At 40.6% G+C, this 24,953-nt stretch carries 15 protein-coding genes and 1 pseudogene; 2 read left to right on the plus strand and 14 right to left on the minus strand.

Going from position 1 to position 24,953, the window contains the following annotated elements; translation table 11 throughout:
* Window positions 1–55 precede the first annotated feature (55 nt).
* The 7 genes and pseudogenes from epd to GQR47_RS07800 all read right to left on the minus strand — a co-directional run bounded on the left by epd (window position 56) and on the right by GQR47_RS07800 (window position 7,466).
* Entirely contained in the window at window positions 56–1,072 is a 1,017-nt protein-coding gene (epd, locus tag GQR47_RS07770) for an erythrose-4-phosphate dehydrogenase (RefSeq protein WP_024597165.1), read from the minus strand.
* A 178-nt stretch (window positions 1,073–1,250) separates the two neighbouring features.
* On the minus strand, window positions 1,251–1,913 hold the full coding sequence (locus GQR47_RS07775) for a peroxiredoxin-like family protein (protein WP_024597164.1): 663 nt from the start codon (window positions 1,911–1,913) through the stop codon (window positions 1,251–1,253).
* A gap of 79 nt (window positions 1,914–1,992) precedes the next feature.
* Window positions 1,993–2,728, minus strand: a pseudogene (locus GQR47_RS07780) (SIMPL domain-containing protein).
* 138 nt (window positions 2,729–2,866) lie between these two features.
* Window positions 2,867–3,490: a 3'-5' exonuclease gene (locus GQR47_RS07785; RefSeq protein WP_024597163.1), complete on the minus strand. Its 624-nt coding sequence runs from the start codon at window positions 3,488–3,490 to the stop codon at window positions 2,867–2,869.
* A 15-nt stretch (window positions 3,491–3,505) separates the two neighbouring features.
* Window positions 3,506–5,344, minus strand: a complete 1,839-nt coding sequence (locus tag GQR47_RS07790; RefSeq protein WP_024597162.1) for a DUF294 nucleotidyltransferase-like domain-containing protein — start codon at window positions 5,342–5,344, stop codon at window positions 3,506–3,508.
* A gap of 123 nt (window positions 5,345–5,467) precedes the next feature.
* Window positions 5,468–7,192, minus strand: coding sequence for a sodium:solute symporter family protein (locus GQR47_RS07795; RefSeq protein WP_154903650.1), 1,725 nt, complete (start codon window positions 7,190–7,192; stop codon window positions 5,468–5,470).
* A gap of 10 nt (window positions 7,193–7,202) precedes the next feature.
* Window positions 7,203–7,466: a DUF4212 domain-containing protein gene (locus GQR47_RS07800; protein WP_002961535.1), complete on the minus strand. Its 264-nt coding sequence runs from the start codon at window positions 7,464–7,466 to the stop codon at window positions 7,203–7,205.
* Between the two features lie 414 nt (window positions 7,467–7,880).
* On the opposite strand from GQR47_RS07800, the gene GQR47_RS07805 reads away from it, so the two are divergent.
* Window positions 7,881–11,321 carry a PAS-domain containing protein gene (locus tag GQR47_RS07805; protein ID WP_165723702.1) on the plus strand — a complete coding sequence of 1,147 codons (3,441 nt, stop codon included), beginning with the start codon at window positions 7,881–7,883 and terminating at the stop codon, window positions 11,319–11,321.
* Window positions 11,322–11,438: 117 nt separating this feature from the next.
* Here the strand turns inward: GQR47_RS07805 and GQR47_RS07810 are convergent, their stop codons facing one another.
* The 4 genes from GQR47_RS07810 to GQR47_RS07825 all read right to left on the minus strand — a co-directional run bounded on the left by GQR47_RS07810 (window position 11,439) and on the right by GQR47_RS07825 (window position 17,322).
* Window positions 11,439–14,084 (minus strand): DUF2339 domain-containing protein, encoded by a 2,646-nt coding sequence (locus GQR47_RS07810; protein WP_165723703.1) that lies wholly within the window; start codon window positions 14,082–14,084, stop codon window positions 11,439–11,441.
* Between the two features lie 125 nt (window positions 14,085–14,209).
* Window positions 14,210–15,571 (minus strand): hypothetical protein, encoded by a 1,362-nt coding sequence (locus GQR47_RS07815; protein WP_024597652.1) that lies wholly within the window; start codon window positions 15,569–15,571, stop codon window positions 14,210–14,212.
* A gap of 163 nt (window positions 15,572–15,734) precedes the next feature.
* On the minus strand, window positions 15,735–16,640 hold the full coding sequence (locus GQR47_RS07820; protein WP_024597651.1) for a GGDEF domain-containing protein: 906 nt from the start codon (window positions 16,638–16,640) through the stop codon (window positions 15,735–15,737).
* A 97-nt stretch (window positions 16,641–16,737) separates the two neighbouring features.
* Window positions 16,738–17,322, minus strand: coding sequence for a VTT domain-containing protein (locus GQR47_RS07825; protein ID WP_010554604.1), 585 nt, complete (start codon window positions 17,320–17,322; stop codon window positions 16,738–16,740).
* 555 nt (window positions 17,323–17,877) lie between these two features.
* On the opposite strand from GQR47_RS07825, the gene GQR47_RS07830 reads away from it, so the two are divergent.
* A complete protein-coding gene (locus tag GQR47_RS07830; RefSeq protein WP_024597650.1) occupies window positions 17,878–19,113 on the plus strand; it encodes a TMEM143 family protein in 1,236 nt (411 codons plus the stop codon).
* A 77-nt stretch (window positions 19,114–19,190) separates the two neighbouring features.
* Here GQR47_RS07830 and GQR47_RS07835 read toward each other — a convergent pair whose 3' ends face one another.
* From GQR47_RS07835 to GQR47_RS07845, 3 genes are read right to left on the minus strand one after another with little or no spacing between them, the layout of a single operon-like run.
* Window positions 19,191–22,328, minus strand: coding sequence for a CusA/CzcA family heavy metal efflux RND transporter (locus GQR47_RS07835; RefSeq protein ID WP_154903647.1), 3,138 nt, complete (start codon window positions 22,326–22,328; stop codon window positions 19,191–19,193).
* An 8-nt stretch (window positions 22,329–22,336) separates the two neighbouring features.
* Window positions 22,337–23,584: an efflux RND transporter periplasmic adaptor subunit gene (locus GQR47_RS07840; RefSeq protein WP_024595137.1), complete on the minus strand. Its 1,248-nt coding sequence runs from the start codon at window positions 23,582–23,584 to the stop codon at window positions 22,337–22,339.
* Window positions 23,581–24,843, minus strand: coding sequence for a TolC family protein (locus GQR47_RS07845; protein WP_024595138.1), 1,263 nt, complete (start codon window positions 24,841–24,843; stop codon window positions 23,581–23,583). The genes GQR47_RS07840 and GQR47_RS07845 overlap by 4 nt, the downstream gene beginning before the upstream one ends.
* Window positions 24,844–24,953: the final 110 nt, after the last annotated feature.

Here is a 24,953-nt window from a genome sequence, read left to right on the forward strand (position 1 = left end):
CTTAGTTAACGATACTGAACCTGAAAAATACGTTTAAAATTATTATATTAATAAATTACTTATTCACTGCCATCATAGCACGCGCTGTGTCGAGCATACGATTAGCAAAACCCCATTCGTTATCACACCATACTAATAACTTTATCAGTCGTTTGTGACTAACACGTGTTTGTGTGCCATCAATAATACAAGAATGTGGGTCGTGATTAAAATCAACCGATACAAGCGGCTCTTCGGTATAACTTAAAATACCTTCTAAGCGGTCTTTTGCTTGTGCTTTAAGTGCATTATTTACTGCATTTAAATCTACATCGGTATTAACCGTTACACTTAAATCCATTGCCGTGACATTTATAGTAGGTACACGTACGGCGATGGCTTCAAAACGGCCTTTAAATTTAGGTAAAATACGGTCTATACCACGAGCGAGCTTTGTATCAACTGGAATAATTGATTGGCTTGCAGCGCGAGTACGGCGTAAATCATGATGATAACCATCAATCACTTGTTGATCGTTCATCGACGCATGAATCGTTGTAATAGCGCCCGACTCAATACCAAATGCATCATCTAATACTTTAATAACCGGCACAACACAGTTAGTTGTACACGATCCGTTAGAAACAATTGTGTGCTCGCTTTTAAGCTCATCGTCGTTAATGCCATACACAATCGTAGCATCAACATCGTTATCGGCCGGATGCGAAAACAACACCTTTTTAGCACCTGCGGTAATATGTAACTGCGCTTGTTCACGCGAGTGGTAAACACCCGTACATTCAAGTACAACGTCTACATCGAGCGTTTGCCAAGGTAATTCAATTGGGTTTTCTTCACAAAAAAGTGCAATGGTATCGCCTGCAACACTAATGGTGTCTTCACCAAGTTTTACAGGAAAAGAAAAACGACCGTGGGATGTGTCGTATTTTAATAAATGAGCAATAGCTTCAGGATCAGCAAGTTCGTTAATCGCAACAATTTTTATATCGTCGCTCAAACCAGACTCGTATAACGCGCGGACAATATTTCGACCAATACGACCAAAACCATTAATTGCAAGTTTGATTGCCATGAAATATAAAATCCACTCTTTTAGCGTGCAGATAAAGGCAATACGCCTTTTAGATGTCTGTATTGTAATCGACCTTGCATCTGATTATAAGAGGGAAGCATTAGAAACTTTAAATTAACGTTGAAGAGCTTAGGCATTGCAAGCTCTTCAAGGGGTCTGACTTTTAAAATTAAGTTTTTTATACTAAATTTTTCAAAGCGTTAATTATATCTTCTGGCTCAGAACGAGTACGATAATCAACATCAACATAACGCCAAGTCACTTTACCTTGTTTATCTAAAACAAAGGTGGCAGGGATCGGTAAAACACTACTATTGCCATTGTTAACCGACTCTAAATCTAGGCCTCGGTCTACTCGCATATGCTCGAGTAAAAATGTGGGCACTTGCCATGCTACGCCGTAGCTTGCTGCTACATCGGCATTTTGATCACTCAGCACTAAAAAATCCATGTTACTTATATCGCTTTCGCTCATTGAGCCATCGGGTACTTGCGGGCTAATAGCCACCAGCTGCGCACCTAAAGCATGAATTTCAGGTAAACGTGACTGCAGTGCTTTCAGTTGTAAATTACAGTACGGACACCAACTACCACGATAAAAAGTAACAACCACAGGCCCTTTAGCAAGTAACTCAGTTAACTGCACCGATTGACCATGTTGATTTGGTAACTCAAAACTTGGTGCAATTTGGTTTAAATCAAGTGCATTAGCACCTTGTTGAAACGCTTTTGCTTGTGCAATCGTTTCATCAACACCTTTCATAAAATCAGAATTACCTTTGCGCCCTGCTGCTACTTTTGCCTCAGTTTGTGCTTTTAACGTGTTGCTTTCATCGCTCATAATATGGCTACCTTCAAATTAATCAAAAACTTAAAGCCAGCTTACATTATGAAAATGTATTTGAAATGAAAATTTTAACTTAATCATTTACCTCTAAATCAAACACCACGTTTATTGATGATTTAAATGTAATAGTTTCTTGTAAATACCTGCCTTGCTCGAATGGATTTCTAGTAACTTTAGAGCCGGTCACAACTATTCTCTCAAAATCATCTACGCCATAACCATAACTTGAACGGTTAGAATTTGAATTAATACTGTAAATTTTTCCAATCTCTGCGCCAAATGCTTTGGCAAGCTTACCCCCTTTTAACTATAGCGTTATCTATTGCGCCTTGTGTTGCTTCAGCTTCTAACTGCGAGGCTTTTGAAGACATAAGCTCAATATTCGTCAGTTCATTAATTTTTACACTTAGTGCAAAATCGATAAAATCATTCACTTTTTCAATATTTCTTAATGTTACTTTAAGTGTTCTTGTTGCTACATATCCTGCATTAATTGCTGTACCGCTCTCGACATTAAACATATCGTCATCATTATGAGTTAACAGGCTTGTAGCAGAAACATCAGTCTCCTTAACACCATACTTGCTTAAACCTTTAAGTAACAAATTTACTCGGTCATCAACATCACGTTTTGCATCAAGTGATTTGTCTTTAAAGCTTATTACTTCAAAAGAAATCTTAGCCATATCGGGCTTTGCTAATACCTCTGCAGTACCCTGCACTGCAATATGGCGATTAGCAGGCAAACTTGAATTAGCAAAAGTGATGAGTGGGAATAAGGTTAAGAAAATGGCAGTGATGAGTTTCATGATCGTCCTTGAAGTGATTAGTTAGATAATGATTACGTAACTGTACCTATAGTTATACGGATAACAATAAAAGTAAACTACTCTTTATTGTTGGCGGGAGTTTATCTCGCGCGGCATAAAGCCCCGCCTACAGCCAACCTACATCAACTCGCCTACTTTTAACTCTTTGCCACGGCTTATTTGATGGCACTGGGCTAGCAGTAACTCGGCAGTGGCTTGTGCATCGGTCAGTGCGTGATGGCAATGATAGCTTGGTAACTCATAACGTGTGCGGCAAGCATTAAGGGTTAAATCATCTTGTTTTATTTCAGTTGAATGATGGAGTAAGCGCTTTTGCTCAATATGCAGTGTGTCGAGTATCAGTTTAGGCCGTATAGTTATATTGGCATTTTTAAGCGCTATTTTTAAAAACCCCCAGTCGAGCATGGCATTATGAAACACTAAAATACAATCACTAAAGTGGCTGCTTAGTTGCGTTAATATACTGCACAAGCTCTGTCCTTTTGTTATAGCATCGTCGCTAATCCCATGAAAAACAGGACTTTGCTCAAGGCTTTTTACGTTTTTATTTATAAGGTGCTGCGACTCGCTCATTTTTATACATTGGTTATCTATTATCACCCACGCTACCGATACAATTTCGTGCTGTTTTGCATCAAGCCCAGTGAGCTCTAAATCAATCACTAAGTAACGTTGTTGTAAGGCATTTTTGCCTAGTAATTTACGGCGCTTTAAATACCGAGTGAGCAGCTTTTTTACCATGTTAGTAATCCATCATTATAAACTGCCGCGAGCAAACTTAAACGCAGCGGCTTGCTGCGCTTGTTTAACAAGATAAAACGCTTCTTTTAGTTGATGGCGCTCTAGTGAGTTTAATTTATTAGGATTAATACAATTACTCGGTAAGCCCTCTTCGTTTATTTGTGTACTCAAGCGCTGCTGCGTTAAGAACCGCCAGCAGTCTTTTAGGTTGTATATATCTTCTTTGCTGATCAGTTTATGTTTTAGTAGTGCGTCCAACCGCTCTTGCGTGTTGGCGCGCCTAATACCCGCTTTTAAAGCGTATAACCGCACTATGTCATTTATAATTACAACACCGCGTTTTTTTAAATCTATGTATTTATTATTTTGATCTGTTCTTTCTGTTTTAAATTTATTAAATAAACCAATTGGCACGCTGTTGCTGCTTATGTCGGTTGCCATTGCGGCATAGAATAAATCGTTACGTGATATACGAATTAGTTGCTCGCAAAAAGCTGTGTATAAAGCGTTTGAACCTTCAATAAATCGCAGGTCAAAAAATATCTTACAGTTAAGCATTGCATTGGGTGTGGGGCTTTTTATCCATTTAAAAAAGCGCTCGCTCCAGTCGTTTACGCTCATACGGCACTCATCACTGCTTGCCATAATATTACCTGGGCAACGCCTAATGCCGCACTCAACTAAATTCTCGCATACAAACTCCCCCATACTTTTAAAGTAAGCGTGTTGCTCGGTGGTTAAGTCGTTAGGGAGTAATAAGCCGTTATCTTGATCTGAATGCAGGGTTTGTTCTTCGCGTGCTTGCGAGCCAAAGCAAATAAAACTAAAGCTGGTTGGCGCTGCGCCATGCTCTTCTTGAAATAAGTGAATCAGGCGCGATGTAAGCGCATCGGTTAAACCACTGAGTAATTTACCAATTAGCGATATGTCGTCAATGTTGTACGAAAAACTACGCAAAAGTTCGGGAATTTCTTTAGCGTAGCGTTTTAAATCAGTAACAGTGTGCGCTTTATATATGCGCCCAATAAGCTGTACGGGGTCACTTTTTTGTTGGCGCAGTAAATCGGTGCTGGTTATCATCCCTATCGGGTTATGGTTTTCGTCAAGCACGGGCAAATGGTGAATATTGTATTTAAGCATTAAGTGCAGCGCCGAAAACACCCGGTTATTTTCAAATATAAACTTAGGTTTTGCGGTCATAATACTGCTTACTGCGTCTTGTGGATCTACCTCGTCGGCAAGTACTCGGTTGCGTAAATCGCGGTCGGTCACAACCCCTACTAAGTGCGCGTGCTGCGTTATCATTATTGACGATACGCCATGCTCTTTCATTTTTTTAGCACTTTGCCTAATACTTGCATCGGGCGTAAGCGTAATTGCTGTGCGCGTCATCAGCTCTGATATTTTACGTTCCGACCAGCTATCGTTTTTACTTTTATAATGTGATGACAACAACCGGTTAGCATGAGCGCGTACAAAGTATTGCTCAAACGATTTATATTCTCTGCGTAAAAAATCAAAATGCGTTTGAGAAAGCATATACACTATGCCCTCTTTTTGTACTTCTAACCTATTTTGAATTGCCTCACCGGTTAACAGCGACGGAAAACCAAAATAGTCACCTTGCGCTAAGCGCGTAACAACATCGCCCTTGCCATCAACTAGGTCGTACAAACCAGAGCGAATTAAAAATAGTTTAGGGTTTTCACTTTGTAACCACTGAGTTTGGTTTTCGCGGGTAAGGTAAATAATATCAAGATGATTTACAAAGTATTCGCATGCGCTGCTATCAAGCATAGTAAAAGGCGCTTGCAAACAAACGTATTGGGCTATTTCTTGTTGTTCTACACTCATTGTATTCGCTCTTTAAATGGTGATGTACCAATCTAATGTACTTATTTATTAAACAAATAAAAAGCCCGACTAAAGTCGGGCTTTGGGTGCTTTATATTTTTTTACTATATCTATAAATGTTGCCTAGTGATCGTGCGCTTCAGCTGACCCTTTAGGGTTACGAATACCTTCTACCATTTCTTGAATTTCAATAGGTGTAGCTTGAGTAAATTTAAGAACAACTGCAGCTACTACAAAGTTAATAATCATACCAATTAAGCCAATACCTTCAGGCGAAATACCTAAAAACCAATGTTCAGGATTATTAAGCTCAGGGCTTACAAACTTGAAGAAGATGATATACGCAGCGGTAAAGCCAATACCCGTTACCATGCCTGCAATTGCGCCCTCTCGGTTCATTGTTTTAGAGAATATACCCATAATAATTGCTGGGAAGAAACTCGCTGCCGCCAAGCCGAATGCAAATGCCACTACCGATGCCACAAATCCAGGCGGGTTAATACCAAAGTATGCGGAGATAACAATAGCGACCATGGCTGCCAACCTCGCTGCAAGTAACTCTTGCTTGTCGGTAATATCGGGCTTGAGGGTTCGCTTGAGTAAATCGTGCGAAACGGAGGTCGAAATAACCAGTAGTAAACCTGCTGTTGTAGACAATGCAGCGGCAATACCACCAGCAGCTACGAGTGCAATTACCCATGCTGGTAAATTAGCAATTTCTGGATTTGCTAATACCATAATGTCGCGGTCTACATTTACTTCGTTAGCACTGTTCGGATCGGTGATTTTACCCGCCGTGTAGAACATTTTGCCATCGCCGTTTTTATCATCAAATGTAATTAAACCTGTGCGTTCCCAGTTTTTAATCCATCCTGGTGCTTCTGCGTAAGCTGTACCGCTACCGTCTTTACCATTAATAGTATCAACCATGTTTACGCGAGCAAAGGCTGCAACCGCAGGTGCTGTTGTGTAAACAATCGCGATGAACACAAGAGTCCATGCAGCAGAAATACGTGTGTCTTTTACGCGAGGTACAGTGAAAAAGCGTACAATTACATGTGGTAAACCAGCAGTACCTACCATTAACGCACCAGTAATAGCGAACACGTCAATCATGCTCTTAGAGCCTTCGGTATATTGCGCAAAACCAAGTTCAGCGCTTAAGCCATCTAATTTATCAAGTACGTACACGCCCTCGCTGCCAATTAGTGTGGCACCAAAACCGGTTTGTGGGAAGAAGTGACCCGTCATCATCATCGAGATAAAAATGGCTGGTACAAGGTAGGCAAATACAAGTACACAATACTGCGCTACTTGTGTGTAGGTAATGCCTTTCATGCCGCCAAGTACCGCATAAAAGAATACAATCACCATACCAATGTAAACACCGGTTTCAATTTCTACTTCTAAAAAGCGTGAAAATACCACGCCTACGCCACGCATTTGCCCTGCTATATAAGTGAAACAAATGAATATGGCACAAAAAATAGCAACTAAACGCGCGGTACGTGAATAGTAACGGTCGCCAATAAAGTCTGGTACAGTAAACTTGCCGAATTTACGTAAGTAAGGCGCTAAACACATGGCTAATAGTACATAACCACCTGTCCACCCCATTAAGTAAACACTGCCATCGTAACCTGCAAACGAAATAATACCCGCCATTGAAATAAACGACGCGGCGCTCATCCAATCGGCAGCTGTTGCCATACCATTAGCAAGAGGAGGTACGCCGCCGCCCGCTACATAAAACTCTTTGGTTGAACCCGCTCGGGCCCATATTGCTATGCCGATATAAAGCGCAAAGCTTAAACCAACAATTAAAAACGTGAGTGTTTGAACATCCATTGCTTAGCTCCTATTCGTCTACGCCGTATTTTTTATCTAACGTATTCATTTTGAAAACGTACACAAAAATCAAAGCAACAAAGGTATAAATCGCGCCTTGCTGGGCGAACCAGAAGCCAAGTTTAAACCCAAAAAAACGTACTTCATTAAGTACATCAACCAGTAATATGCCAAAGCCAAAAGACACGACAAACCACACTGCTAACAGTTTAAATAACAGCGAAATGTTTTCTGCCCAATAAGCTTTTGCTTGTTCTTCATCTTTAAAAGCCATTTTTGTTTTCCCCTTTAAGCACCGCAATATCGCGATGAGTGGTTTTTTATCTTCGCTTACCAATTTAGCAACGCTGGTTACATATTGAATTGAGACCATAGTCGTAACAGCTTGTTAACGTTTACGTAAACTGTATTTATCATTCAAGCGTGTTTTATATATTTTTATATTATTTCAATTGCTTAGGCTGTTTTTGTAAGCTGGCTTTATGATTAAATTGATAAGTTGGTCATTAATGCGACATTAGTCTAATGCTCAAGGGTGTTTTATTTTTACTGTTAATATTCAGTAAGATATAAATAAAATAAAAGTTTTATTTTAAATTCAACCCTCACACTTAACCTCAGTTCTGGTATTGTGTTAATCCCTCATAGGGATGAGGGATTATTTAAAATAATAAGGTTTAATAACAACATGACTGCCGTACTCATTATTGTTGCTTTAAGTTATATAGGTGTGCTGTTTTGGCTTGCCAATTGGGGCGATAAAACAACCCCTTTAGCAAAGCGTATTAGCCATCACCCATTTGTGTATTCACTCTCACTCGGGATTTACTGTACCTCTTGGACTTATTACGGTTCGGTAGGAACAGCCGCCACCAGCAGTTGGAGTTACTTGCCAATATTATTAGGCCCTGCGTTGCTGTTTTTATTCGGCCAAGGATTTTTACGTAAACTGGTACTGGTAAGTAAAAAACAAAATATAACGACTATTGCTGACTTTATTTCAGCTCGTTACGGCAAACGTCAAACTACAGCAATAATGGTTACTGTAATCGCATTACTGGCAACCATTCCCTACATTGCACTGCAATTAAAAGCGCTTAGTACAAGCTTTTTACTTTTGCAAAACAGTAATAAAATATCCGGCGATATGCTCGCGCTTTCTGCCACACTAATTATGGCTTTATTTGCTATATTTTTTGGTACTCGCAAAGTTGATGTAACTGAATATCGCTCTGGCTTAATGCTCGCTGTTGCATTTGAATCTATGATTAAACTTATTGCTCTTATTGCCGTTGCGGGGCTTGCAGTATTTACACTTTTTAATTTACCCGAAGCCACCACGAACAAAGTAACTGAGTCTATTTGGGGTCACTGGAGCGATTTTAACTTTTTTAGCTTTAACTTTATTGGCCAGTCTTTAATGGCTGCAGCGGCTATTATATGTTTGCCTCGCCAGTTTCATGTAACCGTGGTCGACAACCAAAACAAACGCCACTTACTTACCGCTCGCTGGGCTTTTCCGCTGTATTTACTACTAACAGCCGCAATGATTTTACCTATTGCGACTGCGGCCATTCATCCTGAAATTGGCAGCGGCTATTCACCCGACAGCTTTGTACTTGCCCTACCGCTAATTAACGACAACGCTTTTTTAACCACCTTTGTATTTATAGGTGGGCTATCGGCCGCCACCGCAATGATAGTGGTAGCAACGCTTACATTAAGCACGATGATCTCAAACGATGTGGTACTGCCGTTAATGCTGCGTAGAAAGTTTAAACGTAACTTAATTACCAGCAGTTATAAGTCTCGTATATTACTTGTAAGGCGCTTTGCTATTGCAGGCATATTAATTTTGGCCTATTTCTATCAGCAATGGTTTGGCCATAGTAGCGCACTGGCCAGTATGGGCTTGGTCGCATTTTCACTTGTTACCCAATTGCTACCCTCTATTGTGGGTGGTTTATATTGGCGAAAAGGTCATGCTTATGGGGTGTATGCGGGTTTGGTAGCAGGCTTTATTTGCTGGATACTATTTTTAATGCTGCCAATACTCGATGCCGGCGCAACCCTTGATAGCGAGCTGCAACAAACGCTTATAACGCGTGGAACCTTGATAGCTTTGTTTGCCAATATTGGTTGTTATATTAGTTTTTCACTTGGGGCTGAGGAGCGCTTAATTGATAAAATTCAGGCCGCTGCTTTTGTTAACCCTAAAGATCAGGCTATTTTATCAAGGCGCTTAAATAAAGACGTAAAAGCCACCGTTTACGACTTTAAAATACTACTGCAAACATTTCTAGGTATTCAGCGCAGCCAACAAGTACTGGCCCATTACGCACTCGCCCATCATTTAAGTGATAACAACGCACACCCAGAGCCTGAATTTATAGCCTACTGCGAACGCGCATTAACGGGCGTGCTTGGCGCATCGTCAGCGCAAGCGTTAATACATACGGTATCGTCGGGTAAACGTATGGCGTTTGAAGAAGTAGTAAACTTTTTTGACGAAACCACACAAGCGCTGCAATTTAATCAAAATCTGTTATTTACCTCACTCGAAAATTTAAGCCATGGTATTTCAGTTGTTGATAAAGATTTAAAACTCGTTGCATGGAACAAACGCTACAATGAAATGTTTGGCTACCCTGAAGGCTTTTTAGAAGTAGGCCAACCCATAGAAGACATTATTAGATACAACGCTAACCGTGGTGAATGTGGCCCTGGTGAAATAGAACGCCAAGTAGAAAAACGTGTACAGCATTTAAAATATGGCAGCTCGCATCATTTTATTCGCCACCGTCGTAATGGCCAAGTATACGAAATGATTGGTAATCCGCTGCCCGATGGCGGATTTGTTACCAGCTTTTCAGATATTACAAACCACATAAGTACGCAAAATGCGCTTGAAGAAGTAAACATGGATCTTGAAAACCGCATAGAAGCACGTACTCAAGAAGTGCAAACTATTAATAAAGACTTACAAGCTCAAATAGATAGCCGTGTACAAACCGAGCAAGCACTTACCTTAGCTAAACGAGAAGCAGAGCAAGCCAACGACAGTAAAACGCGCTTTTTAGCACTGGCGAGCCACGACATTTTACAGCCGTTAAATGCAGCACGTTTATACCTTGCCGCCATTGACGAAAAACAGCTCGACAGCACTAACCAAAACAGCTTTGAAAAACTAGGCGACAGTCTCGATTCAACCGTGCATTTAATGTCGGCACTGCTTGAAATAGCTAAGCTTGAGCAAGGCGCTATGACCCCTACCCCTCGCCACTTTTATATTGAAGATATTTTAGCCCCACTACAAAGTGAATACGCTATTTTATCAAGTGATAAAGGCCTTAAACTTAGTGTGCGTTCAAACCAGCAAATTGTGCACAGCGATATAACCTATTTGCGCCGAATTATTCAAAACTTGGTCTCTAATGCAGTTAAATACACCGATAATGGCCGTGTATTAATTGCCTGTAGGAACCGAAAGCATAATTTACGAATAGAAGTATGGGATACAGGCCCAGGTATTAGCGAAGTAGAGCAAGCTAAAATATTTAACGACTTTTACCGTGTTGAGTCGGGCGATAACAAAGGCGTAGGCTTAGGCCTAGGTGTGGTAAAACGTATGGCTGACTTACTAAGCTTGCCGCTTGATGTGCATTCTGAGCCAAATAAAGGTAGCCGCTTTAGTATTGAAGTACCTTATGGCGACGAGCAGTTTGTACAACAAAAAAGTACTACAAATAGCTTAATAGAAAACCGTGCAGCAATTAATATTGTTGCCGTAGACGACGACCCTGAAAATTTAGCAGCAATGGCAAGCTTACTTAAAAAGTGGCAAGCTAATTACACCCTTTTTGATAACGTAGATAATGTACTGGCGCATGCTAAAGAAAACGGTGCACCCGATGTTATTTTAATGGACTATCAATTAGGTAGCGACTGCGATGGCATAACGCTAATTAAAACCCTGCGCGAAATTTGGCAAAGCCAAGTCCCTGCTATTTTAATTACCGCAGTGCGCGACACCGAGCTTAAACAAGAAACCAAAGCCGCTAATATTCATTATTTAAGTAAGCCAATTAAACCGGGCAAACTAAAGGCACTGCTTAATCACAGTACATAATAAGCTAGTAAAAAGTGATCTAGTTAAAAGTGTTCTAGTTAAAAGCTATCAAGTAATAGCGTAAAACAAAAAGCCCAGTATCTTCACTGGGCTTTGCTTTATAAAGTGTTCATAAAATTAAACTGGATTTACTCGGCTTCTAAGCTTTTGGAACAACCAACTTAGCCCCACCAACGAAAGCCCTAATCCAATAAACGAAAGCGCTTTAAGTAAGCCCTCCAAGTTAGCCATATCAATTAAAAACACTTTAACAATAACTGCAGCTAGTATGCCTAGGCCTACTTTTTGTATTAATAATTGATTTTTTAAATGCCCAAAAATAACAGTACCCGCACCCAATACTAACCAAATAACAGAGTAGCTATAGAGCTCTGCATTGCTCGCCCCTTTTGATAAGTATATGTAAGGACCTTGCCAGTACTGACGAATAAAGCTGTTTATTGCCAATAATATAAAGCCACCCGCAACGGCCAATATAAATGGCGTAGCTTTAGCATTTATTGGTTTTACAAGCTTGGCCAGCCAAAGCGTTAATCCTGCAGGTACTAACCACAATAGTAATAACCAGTTAAATATTGGCAGCTCACCTATGAAAAGTGATTCAAATAATGGGTTATCGTCAAGCAGTGTTTTAATAGCAAAAAGCCCTGCTAACCCCGCAAGTGCAAAACCCGCCACTTTATATAACTTAGCTAAAGTACCGGCAAGTTTTGCTCTATGTAAATACACACCCCCTAATGCCAGCCAGTTACAGGTAAGGAGTATTTGTTCGTAAAAGTTAAGTGAATCAAATTGCGGATAATGCCCTACTAGCTGATAACTTGTTTCGGTAGTAATAAAAAGCGCTAAACAATGAAGAGCTGCACCTTCGAGCCATATTTTAAGTTTTGATGAGTCAAAGCACTTAGCTGCGGCAAAAAATAACGCGATACATAACGGATAAATCACAATACTCCAATGCAAACCAAATACCGTTAACGCATCGTAGCTTGGTGTCCAAGGCGCAAGCGTTAAGCGCAGTAATAACGCAGCAACTAATGCTTTAATAGGCCAATGCGGCATAGGCACGTTATAGCGCTTAATAAGTACGCTTATAAGTAATACTTGCACAGCAAGTGCAATGGTTAGGCCACTGTCACTTAGTAGCATGGTAATTGCTAACGTAATATTAGCGTTAGCGCCTACCCAGTAGGTAAAGCGCTGAAAAAGCGTTGTATTGTATTGCGCGAGCTTTATTAAAATAGCCGCCACTACAAACAATACAACGGCCCAAAGTGGATATGCAGTACTTAACGCAGAATTAGGAATAAGCGTATATAAAGTAGCTATCATTACAAATACACTAAACGCTCCCGTAATATGAAACGCTAAACGCTTAATCTGTTTTTTACCGTAATAAAGCCCAAAAGCGGTAAGTAACAATCCGAGCAATAAACCCAAACCGTATTCATTTTTGAATACAAAGAGTGCGTCATCAAATAGATTTGGCGAAAGATGCGTGCTTTCAGCACTTATAACTAATAGCGTTGAAATAACTAACGCTACGCCCTGCCAAATATCCCAACGGCTATTTTTAAGGACTAAAAACAACACCAATACAATACTCAACACGCCGATTGTTTGCCACTGCATATCAAAGTGACTTATTAGCATTGTAAATATTAAGGGTGCTATAAAGGCGAGTAATAATGCATGATCTGGAAGCACTTTAAGTAAACGTTTTAAACTGTGCGGGCGATGTTCAATAACATTCAGTTTTAGACCTAAGCGCGGTATAGCAATTAACCCTACAATACTAAGTAAAGCAAATGCCCCCATTAACCAAACGGTATTAACTTCAAGTAGCGTAAAACCAACTAAATACCAACCAATATGCCCTGCCCATAATAAATACCACAACCAAGCTCGCTGCACTTTATGTGCAACTAACGCAGCCGACAAACTTACAAAGCCAACATACATAAATAATGCAAACAAGTTACCGCTGCCAGTGCTAACCCATATTGGTACACTATAAGCGCCAATAATACCCAATACAGCTAATAATGGGCCCAATCTAAGCGCCATAGCACTTGCGCTAATTGCAATAACTGCCAGTGCAAAAAATGCCACGGTAGGGCTAAGCATATCGTAGCTACTGTAAGCTAAAAGCGTTAAAGCAAAACAAGTAATAAACCCACCACTTGCAAGCGCTGCGGGTATGTAATTATTAAAGCCTTCAAATACAATGCGTTTATGGTGTAAATAAGCTGCGGCTGCAATTAAGCTAAGTCCAAATAAGCCGCCTAAACTCAACCTCATTACAGGTGATAGTAATCCCGCTTCTAGGCTGTATTTAGCTAAAAATATGCCCCCAAACGCAAGCGCTATTGCGCCTATCCAGGTCATCCAGTTCTCTTCAAACCCTGCGCGTAATTTATTAAATAGTAATTCTGTGGCTGATGCTGCAGCTGGTTTGGCTTTTTTAGGAGGCGCTGATGGCTGATTTATTAAAGGTGGTGACGCGTTTTGGGACGTTAAGCTTGGCTGTGCTTTATGAGCAATTGGCTCTGATCTTGAAAGCGCTGCCTGAGCCGTAGATGCTTCACTTTGAGGTTCACTTTGCGATATCGATTTATGTGTTTGTAGATGTGTTATTTTGGCCCTTAAAACAGCAACTTCTTGTTTTAATCCATTTAACTGCACTAGCGCTATTAAGCCGCAAATAGCACCCGCAACTACAACCAGTATTACTATGACGGCTAACCCAACTAAATCATCCATGGCACACTCTTATTAATTATTATGCCCTGAGTGTACCTAATTATTAATGAGTAGGTAAATTTTGTTCAATAAAAAGCCTAAGTACTTAAAGTGCTTAGGCTTTATGCTACTTAATATGCTTAGGTTTATTCAACACTATCAGTAATAGTGCGCTCTAGGGTCATCTTATAACCTGAGCTTGTTGTTTCATCATGCTCTAAAATCAATATGTAGTTACCCTCTTGTGTAAAGTCCATATCGCTTTGTTGAATAAGCACAATTTGCTGGCCGTTGTCTTCGTAAACAACATAAACCGTGTAAATTTCGTTATCTACAACCTGCTCTTCTTGGTCATACTTATCTAGGCCATCGACTACGTTACTGGTGTCGTCTACCGTTTCGCCGTTAAGTGTAAAGTACACATCTACATCTGAAACCGACTGCCCTGCGTAGCTTTCAATTAGGTTTACAACCGATACCGTATGGCTGTAACTGCTTGGTGTTAGATTTTCTTCAACGCTCATCATACGTAAACCGTTATCTGCGTCGTTATAAAAAATACCCACCGCACTTTGCTCGCGCTCTAGCGTCATTAAAAAGTTATCAGCTAGTTTTGTACCTTCTTCGTCGTACATAGCTACGCTGTAACTATTAGGCGAAAGTTCAACATAATCGGTATAAGAGTCACTAGCGACTGTATTTGTTGTGTTTACAGTTGTACCGCGTGTAGCAGAAAAGCTTACTGGCGAGTAGTCATCAACGGTATTTATAAAACGTAATTGCCCTAGAGCAGATTGGTGTTTAAGCTCAGTAACGTAGTTATTATCGGTTACTACATCAAGCGTAATGCCGCCTTCTTCTGTTGCATAACTTGGGCGGATCATTGCTACATAACTTGCTTCATCGTATAAATAAACAGATGACGACTCGTACACAACATCACTGCTGCCCGCTTCTGTTATGTAAATAGTGTAATAACCTTCATCAACGCTTTGCAGATCTAACTCACTTAAATATTGAGCTGATGAGAAAAGTGTCGCGCTTTCAAATACACCATCATCAGTTGCTAAGTAAATATCGTAGTTAGTGTCCTCTCCTGCAATATTATAAAACCCTAAGTTAAACTCACCCGTATCGCTTGTAATAGGTACGCTAAGCTCTGTAAATGTAGGTTCATCAAAGTTACCACTCATTACTATTAACTGTGTTTTGTCACCCTTAATAGAAATTTCTTGATCGCTAATTGTTATATAGCTGTCGTTAGCATCTAGGTACTCAAAACTTACATCATAAGTGTCTGTGCTGTAGTTATGGCGAGTAGTTACATCAGCAAAATCAGCGCCTGAGCGCTCTGTTTCTTCAACAAACAAACGTGTGTATGGGCTATTGTAAGAGCCGTTATACAATTGGATGTAACCTGTAGAGCTTGAGCTATCGTCAGAGCCGCAGCCCGACAAAATAGTAATTAGACTTAAGGGTAATGCAGCTTTTAAAAGGGAGTTAGTCATTAAGGTTATTCCTTATTATTAATATCCCCATTATGACCCAAACATTCTATTTTAATTTCATGATTTACAAAGCATTACCCTCACTGACACTTCCTTACGAAAACGTTAAAAAGTGTAGTAAATGTGCAAACAATAAGGACGTGTTTTTATATAATTAAAACGCTTATGGGGCAATTTCAAAACGATCTCGGCCACTCTTCTTAGCTAAATATAAAGCTTGATCAGCGCGCTTCATTACTTTATCTAAAGGCTCATTAGGCGTTTGCATTGCAACACCTATACTTACTGTTAAGTGACGAGAGTTTTGAATATTTATGGTGTGCGCAAGGTCAATTAATTGCTGCGAAAAATCACACGCTTGCGTCATATTATTTGTAGGCAAGTAGCCACCAAATTCTTCACCACCGAGGCGAGCAAATTTGTTTTGGTGCGTAAAAGCATTGTCGTATTTAGTTGCTAGTTCTTTAAGCATTACATCACCAACATCATGACCAAACTCATCATTGATTGCTTTAAAGTGGTCTATATCGATAATTAAAATAACGTAAGGTGAGTGCTGAGCATCTTTAGCGTGCTGATAAAAATAACGTCTATTATGTACCTTGGTTAAATCGTCAATAATGAGCTCACGCGCTAATCGGTTATTAATACTTTGTACAAAGCGCATAGTTTTAAATAAACCATAGGAAGTTAAAAGCATGCCGCTGGTTCTGCATAAATCTTCAAAATAAATACTTACCCAGTAAGGCTGTATCACTATCTCATCGATTAAATCAGCTGTATTACCCATGGACCAGAGCATTAATCCGAGAGTCGAAAATGTATATGCAAGCTTTGAAAGTTTGGAGCACTGAACCATCCAAAATAAAAAAATAAGAACAATTAAATTAATAAAATCAGTTGTAAAACCGTAAACATTATTTTGAACTTGTAAGGGAGGAAAGTTAGTTAGGGAGTAGGCTGAAAAAATAACAATATAAGCTAATAAAAATAGGCTTACAGTTTTATTTTTCCAGCTCATTTTAAAAAAATTAGAAAGCCTGATAGTGAGCTTTACAGTTTCAATCATATTAACCCTAAGCTTTTCGATACTATATTAAAAAACTATAGCACATTACCAAAAAGGCTTATTAGAATAAGGTGGTTAATAATCTTTAATAATGAGCTTAAATCACCAAGCTTAATCCCCAAACCCCTAACACAAGTAACGTTATTAAAACCATTGCCTTAGTTTTGTGTTTACTAATGATTCGCTCAGCTTCATTACCTGCATAATAAACAATAATAGCCAGACCAAAGTAACGAATAGAACGCGCGATACCTGAGGCCAATAAAAATAGCCAAATAGAATACTTAGTCGCGCCTGCTGCAAGCATCGCTATTTGAAACGGAATTGGCACAATGCCAAGCGTTATAACAAACCAAAAACCTTGATCTTGCATTTGCTGCTTAACGTTTTCAAATTGCTCAGGGCTCGAAAACGTATTAATAATCCAATCACCAACCGCATCAAATAAATAATAACCCAACGCATAACCAAACAATGCACCCACTATGCAACCTAAAGTCGCCATTAAGGCGATAAGCCATAGCTTCTCTCTACGAGCTTGCATTAGCGGTACTAATACAGCCTCAAGTGGAATAGGCACTATGGTTGACTCTAAAAACGACGCCACTGTAATACCGCTAAGCATATGCTTAGAGTCAATAAAATTACGCGTTTTTTCTTTTAGCTTTTTTTGAATTGCCATAGTAAATCCTTTTCACTTATCTGTAAGAACAAGAGTATTCAATAAGCCAATAGTTACACATTTAGGTTAATACACGCTGAAAACAGTGTAGTAAATTTATCAGGTCCTAGGGCGTATTGATCTTTGTGGATTGAAATTTGTTCAATCCAAGGAAGATTAAATCGCGGCGCGAGGTTTGTAACCTAGTGGGCTCGGTAACTGCTCCTGCGTTACCCTACTGGCTTACATCCATGTAAGAATAAGTAAAAATCGAGCAAAGCTTCCGCGTCATGCTCACCCCCTTACCTACATCCATGTAGGCAACAAAGAGTTAATCGTCCCTAGATCGAGCTCAAAGGGCAGCGCATGTTTGGTATTTATGCTGCGTTATCGCCTTATTTATGTGGAATAACCACACTACATAGGCTCTGCCTTGCCTAAAAACCAAACACACAGCTGCAAATTCAACCACCAATGATCAATACGCCCTACTGCATTAACAAATTAGTAATATCCATAAGAATATTTTATTATGTGTCAATGCAGTTAAATACCTACCAAAGCAGTTAAAAACTTATGCAAAGTGCGCGTTTTATTCCCTTTAGAAAGCAAGATATTGTCGATATGTGTAGCGAAGAGCTTAAAAGCAGTACACAAAAAACATCGTTTAAACAATTTTGCGATTTACTAGCAAGCCTTATTCATTACGATTACCACGCAACACTTGAATCACTTAAAAACAACTACGCCCCTTTTGATCCCAATAGTGACACGCGATCATTAGCGCCAGTATCGGAGGATCAAAAAGCGCAGTGCCAACGAGATTTTGCTAAAGATTTTGCTAAGGTACTTAATGCAGCTAACTTTGAAGTGATCACCAATGAAGACTTACAAGATGCATTGAACGAAGAGTCACTATTTAAGGTGCGCCTTGAGGTTGAATTTGATGACTTTGAAGAAGTGGTTTTTTATCGCCGTGGCGAGTCGCAACTCACTGAAACCATAACCAGCTTTTGGGGCCTTCGTAAAAAACCGCTGCACTTTACTAATTACGACCGAGTAGCCGTGTTTATTCGCTTTAAAGACAGCGCTTATTTTGAAGCTAAAAATAAAATGCCTTTAGGGTTTGAGCCAAGTTCGACCATAGTTAAGCTGTTTCAAAATGTGCCAAAGGCCGATCTCGAAATGCTATTTCCTAATAGCGAAGTACGCATGCGCCCTATTGATAAAGCAATTATTGGCTCATCGGCTTTAATTGGCGGTGCGGTGGTACTTATAACTAAGCTTGGTGCATCAATTTTATTATTGCTTGCTCTGTTTGCTTTTTGGGGGGGCTTTAGAAGTGAAGCTGTCGAAATGACGCAACAACACTTTATTACCTTTGCTATTGGCATGGGAGTATTTGGCAGCTTTATTTTTAAAGAGTGGAGTAAGTTTAAAAACCGTAAAATTAAATTTATGAAAGCGCTTAGCGATAACCTCTACTTTAAAAACCTTGATAATAACGCCGGTGTTTTTCACACCCTTATAGACGCCGCCGAAGAAGAAGATATAAAAGAAGCGCTGCTTGCGTATACGTTTTTACTAAAATCAGAAAACGGCTTAACCGCCCAAACGCTTGATGAACAAATAGAGCATTGGTTTAAAAGCAAATACCAGTGCGATCTTGATTTTGAAATTAGCGATGCGCTTGAAAAGTTGGAGCGTATGCGCTTAGTAACGTGCACTAATGATGTGTATAGCGCAATAAATTTGGAACACGCAAAAACTATTTTGGATGAGCGCTGGGATAACTTGTTTCAATATAATTAACCTGCAAAGTTTACTTAACAACAAAAAGCAGCTGAAATTTCAGCTGCTTTTTACGTTATGTATTGAGCTTCAACTGGCTAAGCTGCTTGATGCCTATTAAACTTTGCATGCACTAATTTATAAAGTGCAGGCAATATTAATAGCGTAAGTAGAGTTGATGAAATAATACCGCCAACTACAACCGTAGCCAGTGGTCTTTGTAGCTCAGCGCCTGTACCAGTATTTAGCGCCATAGGAATAAACCCTAAGCTTGCCACTAAAGCGGTCATTAATACTGGACGCAAGCGCGAAAGTGCACCGGTTTGTATCGCATCAATTAAACTAAGTCCATCGGCTCTTAATTGTTTAATAAACGACAGCATAACCACACCGTTTAATACGGCAACACCACTTAGCGCGATAAAGCCAACGCCTGCCGATATCGATAACGGCATATCGCGTAGCAATAACGCAAGCACACCACCGGTAAGTGCAAGTGGTACGCCGCTAAATATAATTAACGAATCACGAAGTGAATTAAACGCACTGTAAAGCAGGCCAAATATAAGCAATAAAGTAACTGGCACCACCAGCGATAACCGCTTACTTGCCGATTCTAATTGCTCAAATGTACCGCCGTATTCAATCCAATAACCACTTGGTAAATTAAGATCTGAATTTAAAGCGGCTTGTGCATCACTTACAAAGCTTGCTAAATCACGCCCTTCTACATTTGCAGTAACAACAACATTACGCTTACCGCTTTCACGGTTTATTTGATTAGGCCCTTTATCAATACTAATATTTGCAACTTCGCCAAGCGGTACAAATGCAAGGTCTGGGTTGGCACTTTTGGGCACGGCCACTGGCAAACGCGCAAGCTGTGATACATCGCTTGACCAGCGTTCATCTAAACGCACTAATAACGAAAAGCGTTTATCACCTTCGTAAATAAGCCCGGTTTGTACACCGCCTACCGCAGCACTTACACTTTGCTGTATATCGGTTACGGTTAAGCCTAACAGCGCCATATGATCGCGAAGCGGCGTAACCGAAAGCGTAGGCAAACCTTCCATTTGTTCAAGGCGTACATCGGTTGCACCTGTTATGTTTTGTACCAAGGCTGTGGCTTTTTCGCCGTACTGTTTTAATGTTGATAAATCATCGCCGTAAATACGCACGGCAACATCGGCGCGCACACCTGCTATTAGCTCGTTAAAGCGCATTTCTATTGGTTGCGTAAACTCATAGTTATTACCAGGTACTTCATTTACTAAGTGGCGAATTTGCTTAACCAGTTCTTCTTTACTTAAAGCAGAGTTAGGCCATTGTTCGCGTGGCTTTAACATTAAAAAGGTATCGGCAACGTTAGGTGGCATAGGATCGTTTGCTACATCGGGCGTACCAATTTTTGAAAATACTTTTTCAACTTCAGGTATGGCTAAAATGGCTTGCTCTAGCTCTTTTTGCATTTTTACCGATTGTTCAATACCGGTGCCGGTAATGCGCAGTGCGTGCATGGCTATATCGCCCTCATCAAGCTGCGGTAAAAACTCAGCCCCCATGTTTTTCACTTTAAAGCCAAGTGTAATTACAAGCACAGCAGCAATGCTTAACATTACCCACGGTAGTTTTAGCGATAAACCAAGTAGCGGTTTGTAGCCTTTTTTAATGCCGCGCATAACGACATTTTCGCTCTCACTCACCTTACCGCGTACAAATACCGCAATAGCGGCAGGTACAAACGTCACTGCAAAAGTAAGTGCGCCAACTAATGCAGCAACCACTGTAAACGCCATTGGCTGAAACATTTTGCCCTCAACCCCGCTTAGTGCAAACAGCGGTAAATACACCAGCATAATAATTAAAATGCCAAATACCGCAGGGCTAAATACTTCTTTAGTGGCGGCGGTTACAACACTTAAACGCTCATTTAATGTAAGTAGCCTGCCATGTTTGTGCTGCGCAAGGCCAAGTTGCCTTAAACAGTTTTCAACCACAATGACTGCGCCATCAACAATTAAACCAAAATCGATTGCGCCTAAACTCATTAGATTACCCGATACGCGATTACCTACCATGCCGGTAACGGCAAATAACATACTAAGCGGAATAACCATTGCCGTAATAAGCGCACCAGTTACATTACCTAATAACAGCAGCAAAATAACAATCACTAGCACCGCGCCTTCGAACAGGTTGGTTTTTACGGTTGCTATGGTTTTATCAACAAGGGTTGTGCGGTCATAAACTGCTTCTACCACAACACCTTCAGGCAAGCTTAGCTGTACGTCTTTGAGTTTATCAGCCATGGCTTTTGCCACTACGCGACTGTTTTCGCCAATTAGCATCATGGCGGTGCCGAGCACGGTTTCTTTACCGTTATAAGTAGCAGCGCCGGTTCTAAGCTCTTTACCTAAACGCACATTTGCTCCATCTTTAATCCGTACCGGTGCATCATCTCGCTTAGCAATAACCGTGTTAGCGATGTCATCAATGGTTTTTAATTGCCCTGGCGAGCGCACTAAATATTGTCCGTCAAAACGTTCTATAAACCCTGCGCCTTGATTACTGTTATTTAATTTAAGTGCAGTAATTACATCGCTTAGCGTGAGCTTATAAGCGAGTAGTTTTTCAGGCACGGGGGCTACTTGGTACTGGCGCTCAAAGCCACCTTGGCTATTAATTTCGGTAACGCCTTTTACTTTTAATAGCTGCGGGCGAATAACCCAATCTTGCAGAGTACGTAAATCCTCTGCGTTAAATGGCGTGCCATCGTCTTTTATCGCGCCTTTATTTGCATGCACAGAGTAAGTAAAAATCTCCCCTAGCCCGCTGGCAATTGGCCCTAAGTTTGGCTCAATATTGGCTGGCAAGTCTGAGCGAATACTTTGAATGCGCTCTGATATTTGCTGGCGCGCCCAGTAAATATCGGTGCCTTCGTTAAAAATAACGGTAACTTGCGAAAGTCCATAACGCGAAATCGAACGAGTGTAATCAAGCTTTGGTATGCCCGCCATAGCGGTTTCAATTAAATAGGTAATGCGCTGCTCTGCTTCAAGCGGGGTAAACCCAGGCGCTTTTGTATTTATTTGTACTTGCACATTAGTTATATCGGGTACGGCATCAACGGCTAAATTTTGTGTGTTGTATACACCAAACCCAGCAAATAAAAGCGTGAGCGCAAGCACCATCATTCGGCGTTTAACCGCAAAAGAAACTATCCAATCAATCATGCTGCCTCCTAGTGTGAGTGGCTTGCGCCGCTTTTTAAAATATCGGCTTTAATTACATAACTGTTTTGCGTTACGTACTCACTATTTGGCGAGAGCCCCTCAAGTACCTCTACCCACTCGCTGTTTTTAGCACCAAGCTTTACAGGGCGTACTTCAAATATATTGCCGCTTTTAATAAACACACTAGGTTTGCCGTTAAATTCCTGCACAGCTGTAGACTTTACTCGCACTGCAGCATCTACTTTTGCAGTACTAATGTCGCTATTAACATGCATACCAGGGCGCCAATGACCATTAGGGTTTTTAAGCTCGATTCGCGCACGCGCAATATGCCCGCCGCTCATCATAGGGGCTATGTAAAACACCTCACCTTGCGCATTTAAATGATGATGTAAATCGTACACTTTTGCGCTTTGTCCTATGGCGAGCTTTTCAATATTTTCAGGAAAAGCCGAGAGCTCGACCCATACGGTTTCAAGGTTTACTATTTGCATTAATGCGCTATTGGCAAGCTCACCGCGCTTTAAATATTGCTCGGTAATAACGCCTGTAATTGGGCTTTTTATGGTGTAATTTTGCAGTGTTTCGCGGTTGGTAATGCTTGCCAGCTTATCGCCTTTTTTAACGTTTTGACCAATGCTTACAAAGATATCGTTAACTAGGCCGGTATAAGGCGCCATTACTTCAACGGTGCCGTGCGCGGTGGGTGCTATAACACCAAATAGAGTATCTGTTAGTTCAACGCTACCTGCTTTTGCTATCTCGGTTTTAATTCCTGCGCGTTCAATTGCTTGGGAGCTTAGCGTTGTGCGCCCTTCTTCTTGCTCATAATGATAATTTATTTCAACGCCTTTATAGCGTGCCATTACATCAAGCTTAAAAGAATGCGGCTCGTTTACGCTCACGGTACTTACTAAATAGTCATCTTCGGCTTTGAAGCGAATAAGCTGTGGCTCTTCACTTAAACGCTGCACGTTTATGGTTACGTCTAACTGATTTATATCCACAGCTTTATCGTTATTAAAGCCATATATTCGCAGCTCGGTATTACCTGCAAACTGGGTTAACTTAAGCTCTAAATCAAGGGCGTTATTGGTTAGTAAAAATCCGCCGTGTGGGCCTTTTTGTGTGTGTTCGTCTTTGTGGCCTTCTTCGTGACCTTTTTCGTGATGGCTATCAGATGCCATAGCCGTGCTACTTAAAAATGGGAGTGTAAATAATTGCGTTATAAATAATGCGATAAGAGTGTTATTCATGATTGATGAGTCTCAATTAAAGGTTGGCCAGTTAAACGCTCAAGGGTAAGCAGCACTTGATATAGCTCGCTATGGATGTTGATAAGTGCGCGTTTAGAATCAAATAAAGCTTGCTGTGCGTCGAGTAATTGCAACACCGATATTTGCCCTTGTTGATAGCTTTTTAAACTTTGTTTTATAAGCGTTTGTGCTTGTGGAATAACTTGCTGTGTTAATAGCTGTGCCTGCGCAGTTTTACCTTGGTAATACGCATACAAAGTGCGTATTTGCTGGCGTAGCTGAACACGTAATTGCCCTTGTTGCTCATTAAGTAGCGTAAGTTGATGCTTTGCAGCCTCAATATTACCGCTATTAGAATTGCTTAATTGCAGTGGCATTGAAAAAGAAAACACCAACGAGCTGGCATCAGTTTGCTGGTTATATCGCACGCCACCACCCAGGGTTAAATCGCTTTGCCCGCTTGAGAGTTGCAGCGACAAATTAGCCGTTTGCTGCATATATTGCTGCTGCAGCAGTGCAAATTCAGGTGCTGTATTTACCGCATCAAGTAGCACTGCTTCACTTTTAACAGCAGCTATTTGTGATAAATCGCCAGCATAGTAATCACTCACTTGCGGCTCTTGCCACAGCTCGGTTAGAGCTAAGCGCGCACGCTCAAATTCGCTATTTAGCATCAGCGTATTTAAATCTACTTGGCTTAATGCATAACGCATGCGGGTTACATCAGCACTTGAGGCTGCACCCGCTTTAGCGCGTTTTTCAATTGCGTTAAGTGCCTGCTTAACGGTGTTTTTACGCTCACTATTTAAAGCAATTAACGCCTGAAATTTAAGTATTTGGTAATAGCGCTCAGCGGTGGTTGCTAAAAGTGCTAACCGAGTATTTTTATACTCAATTGTTTGCGCTTTTATATTTGCCGTGGCGTAGTTAATGCGGTTTTGGCGTTTATCACCCAGCTCTATTAATTGGCTTAAAGCCAGCGTGTACTGCGCCCCCGAAAACGCATGGGAGCCGTGGGTTCCTAAAAAGTTTTCAGCTTCAAAACTCAGCTCAGGATTAGGTGAAAGCGCAGCTTGGGTTTTAAGCGCCGTTAATATTTTTTGATGATACGGGTAGCGTTTAAGTTCAGCATTTTGCTGCTCGGTATTTTTAAGCGCTTGCTTTAGCGTTAATACGTTTTGAGGCTCATTTTTTGCCAAAACGCTCATTGCAGGTAATGCGCACAGTAGCGCCACCAGCATAAGTGGTTTTTTGTTCATATAGCATGTCCGTTTTTTAACAAACAGAGTTGACTTAATCACTACGCCTATTTTAAAAACAAGCGCAATTAAGCAACCTAAAAATGTACATAACTAGCCTTATAGCGCAC

The sequence above is a fragment of the Pseudoalteromonas sp. Z1A2 genome (assembly GCF_011378755.1).
Taxonomy (GTDB): Bacteria; Pseudomonadota; Gammaproteobacteria; order Enterobacterales; family Alteromonadaceae; genus Pseudoalteromonas; species Pseudoalteromonas distincta.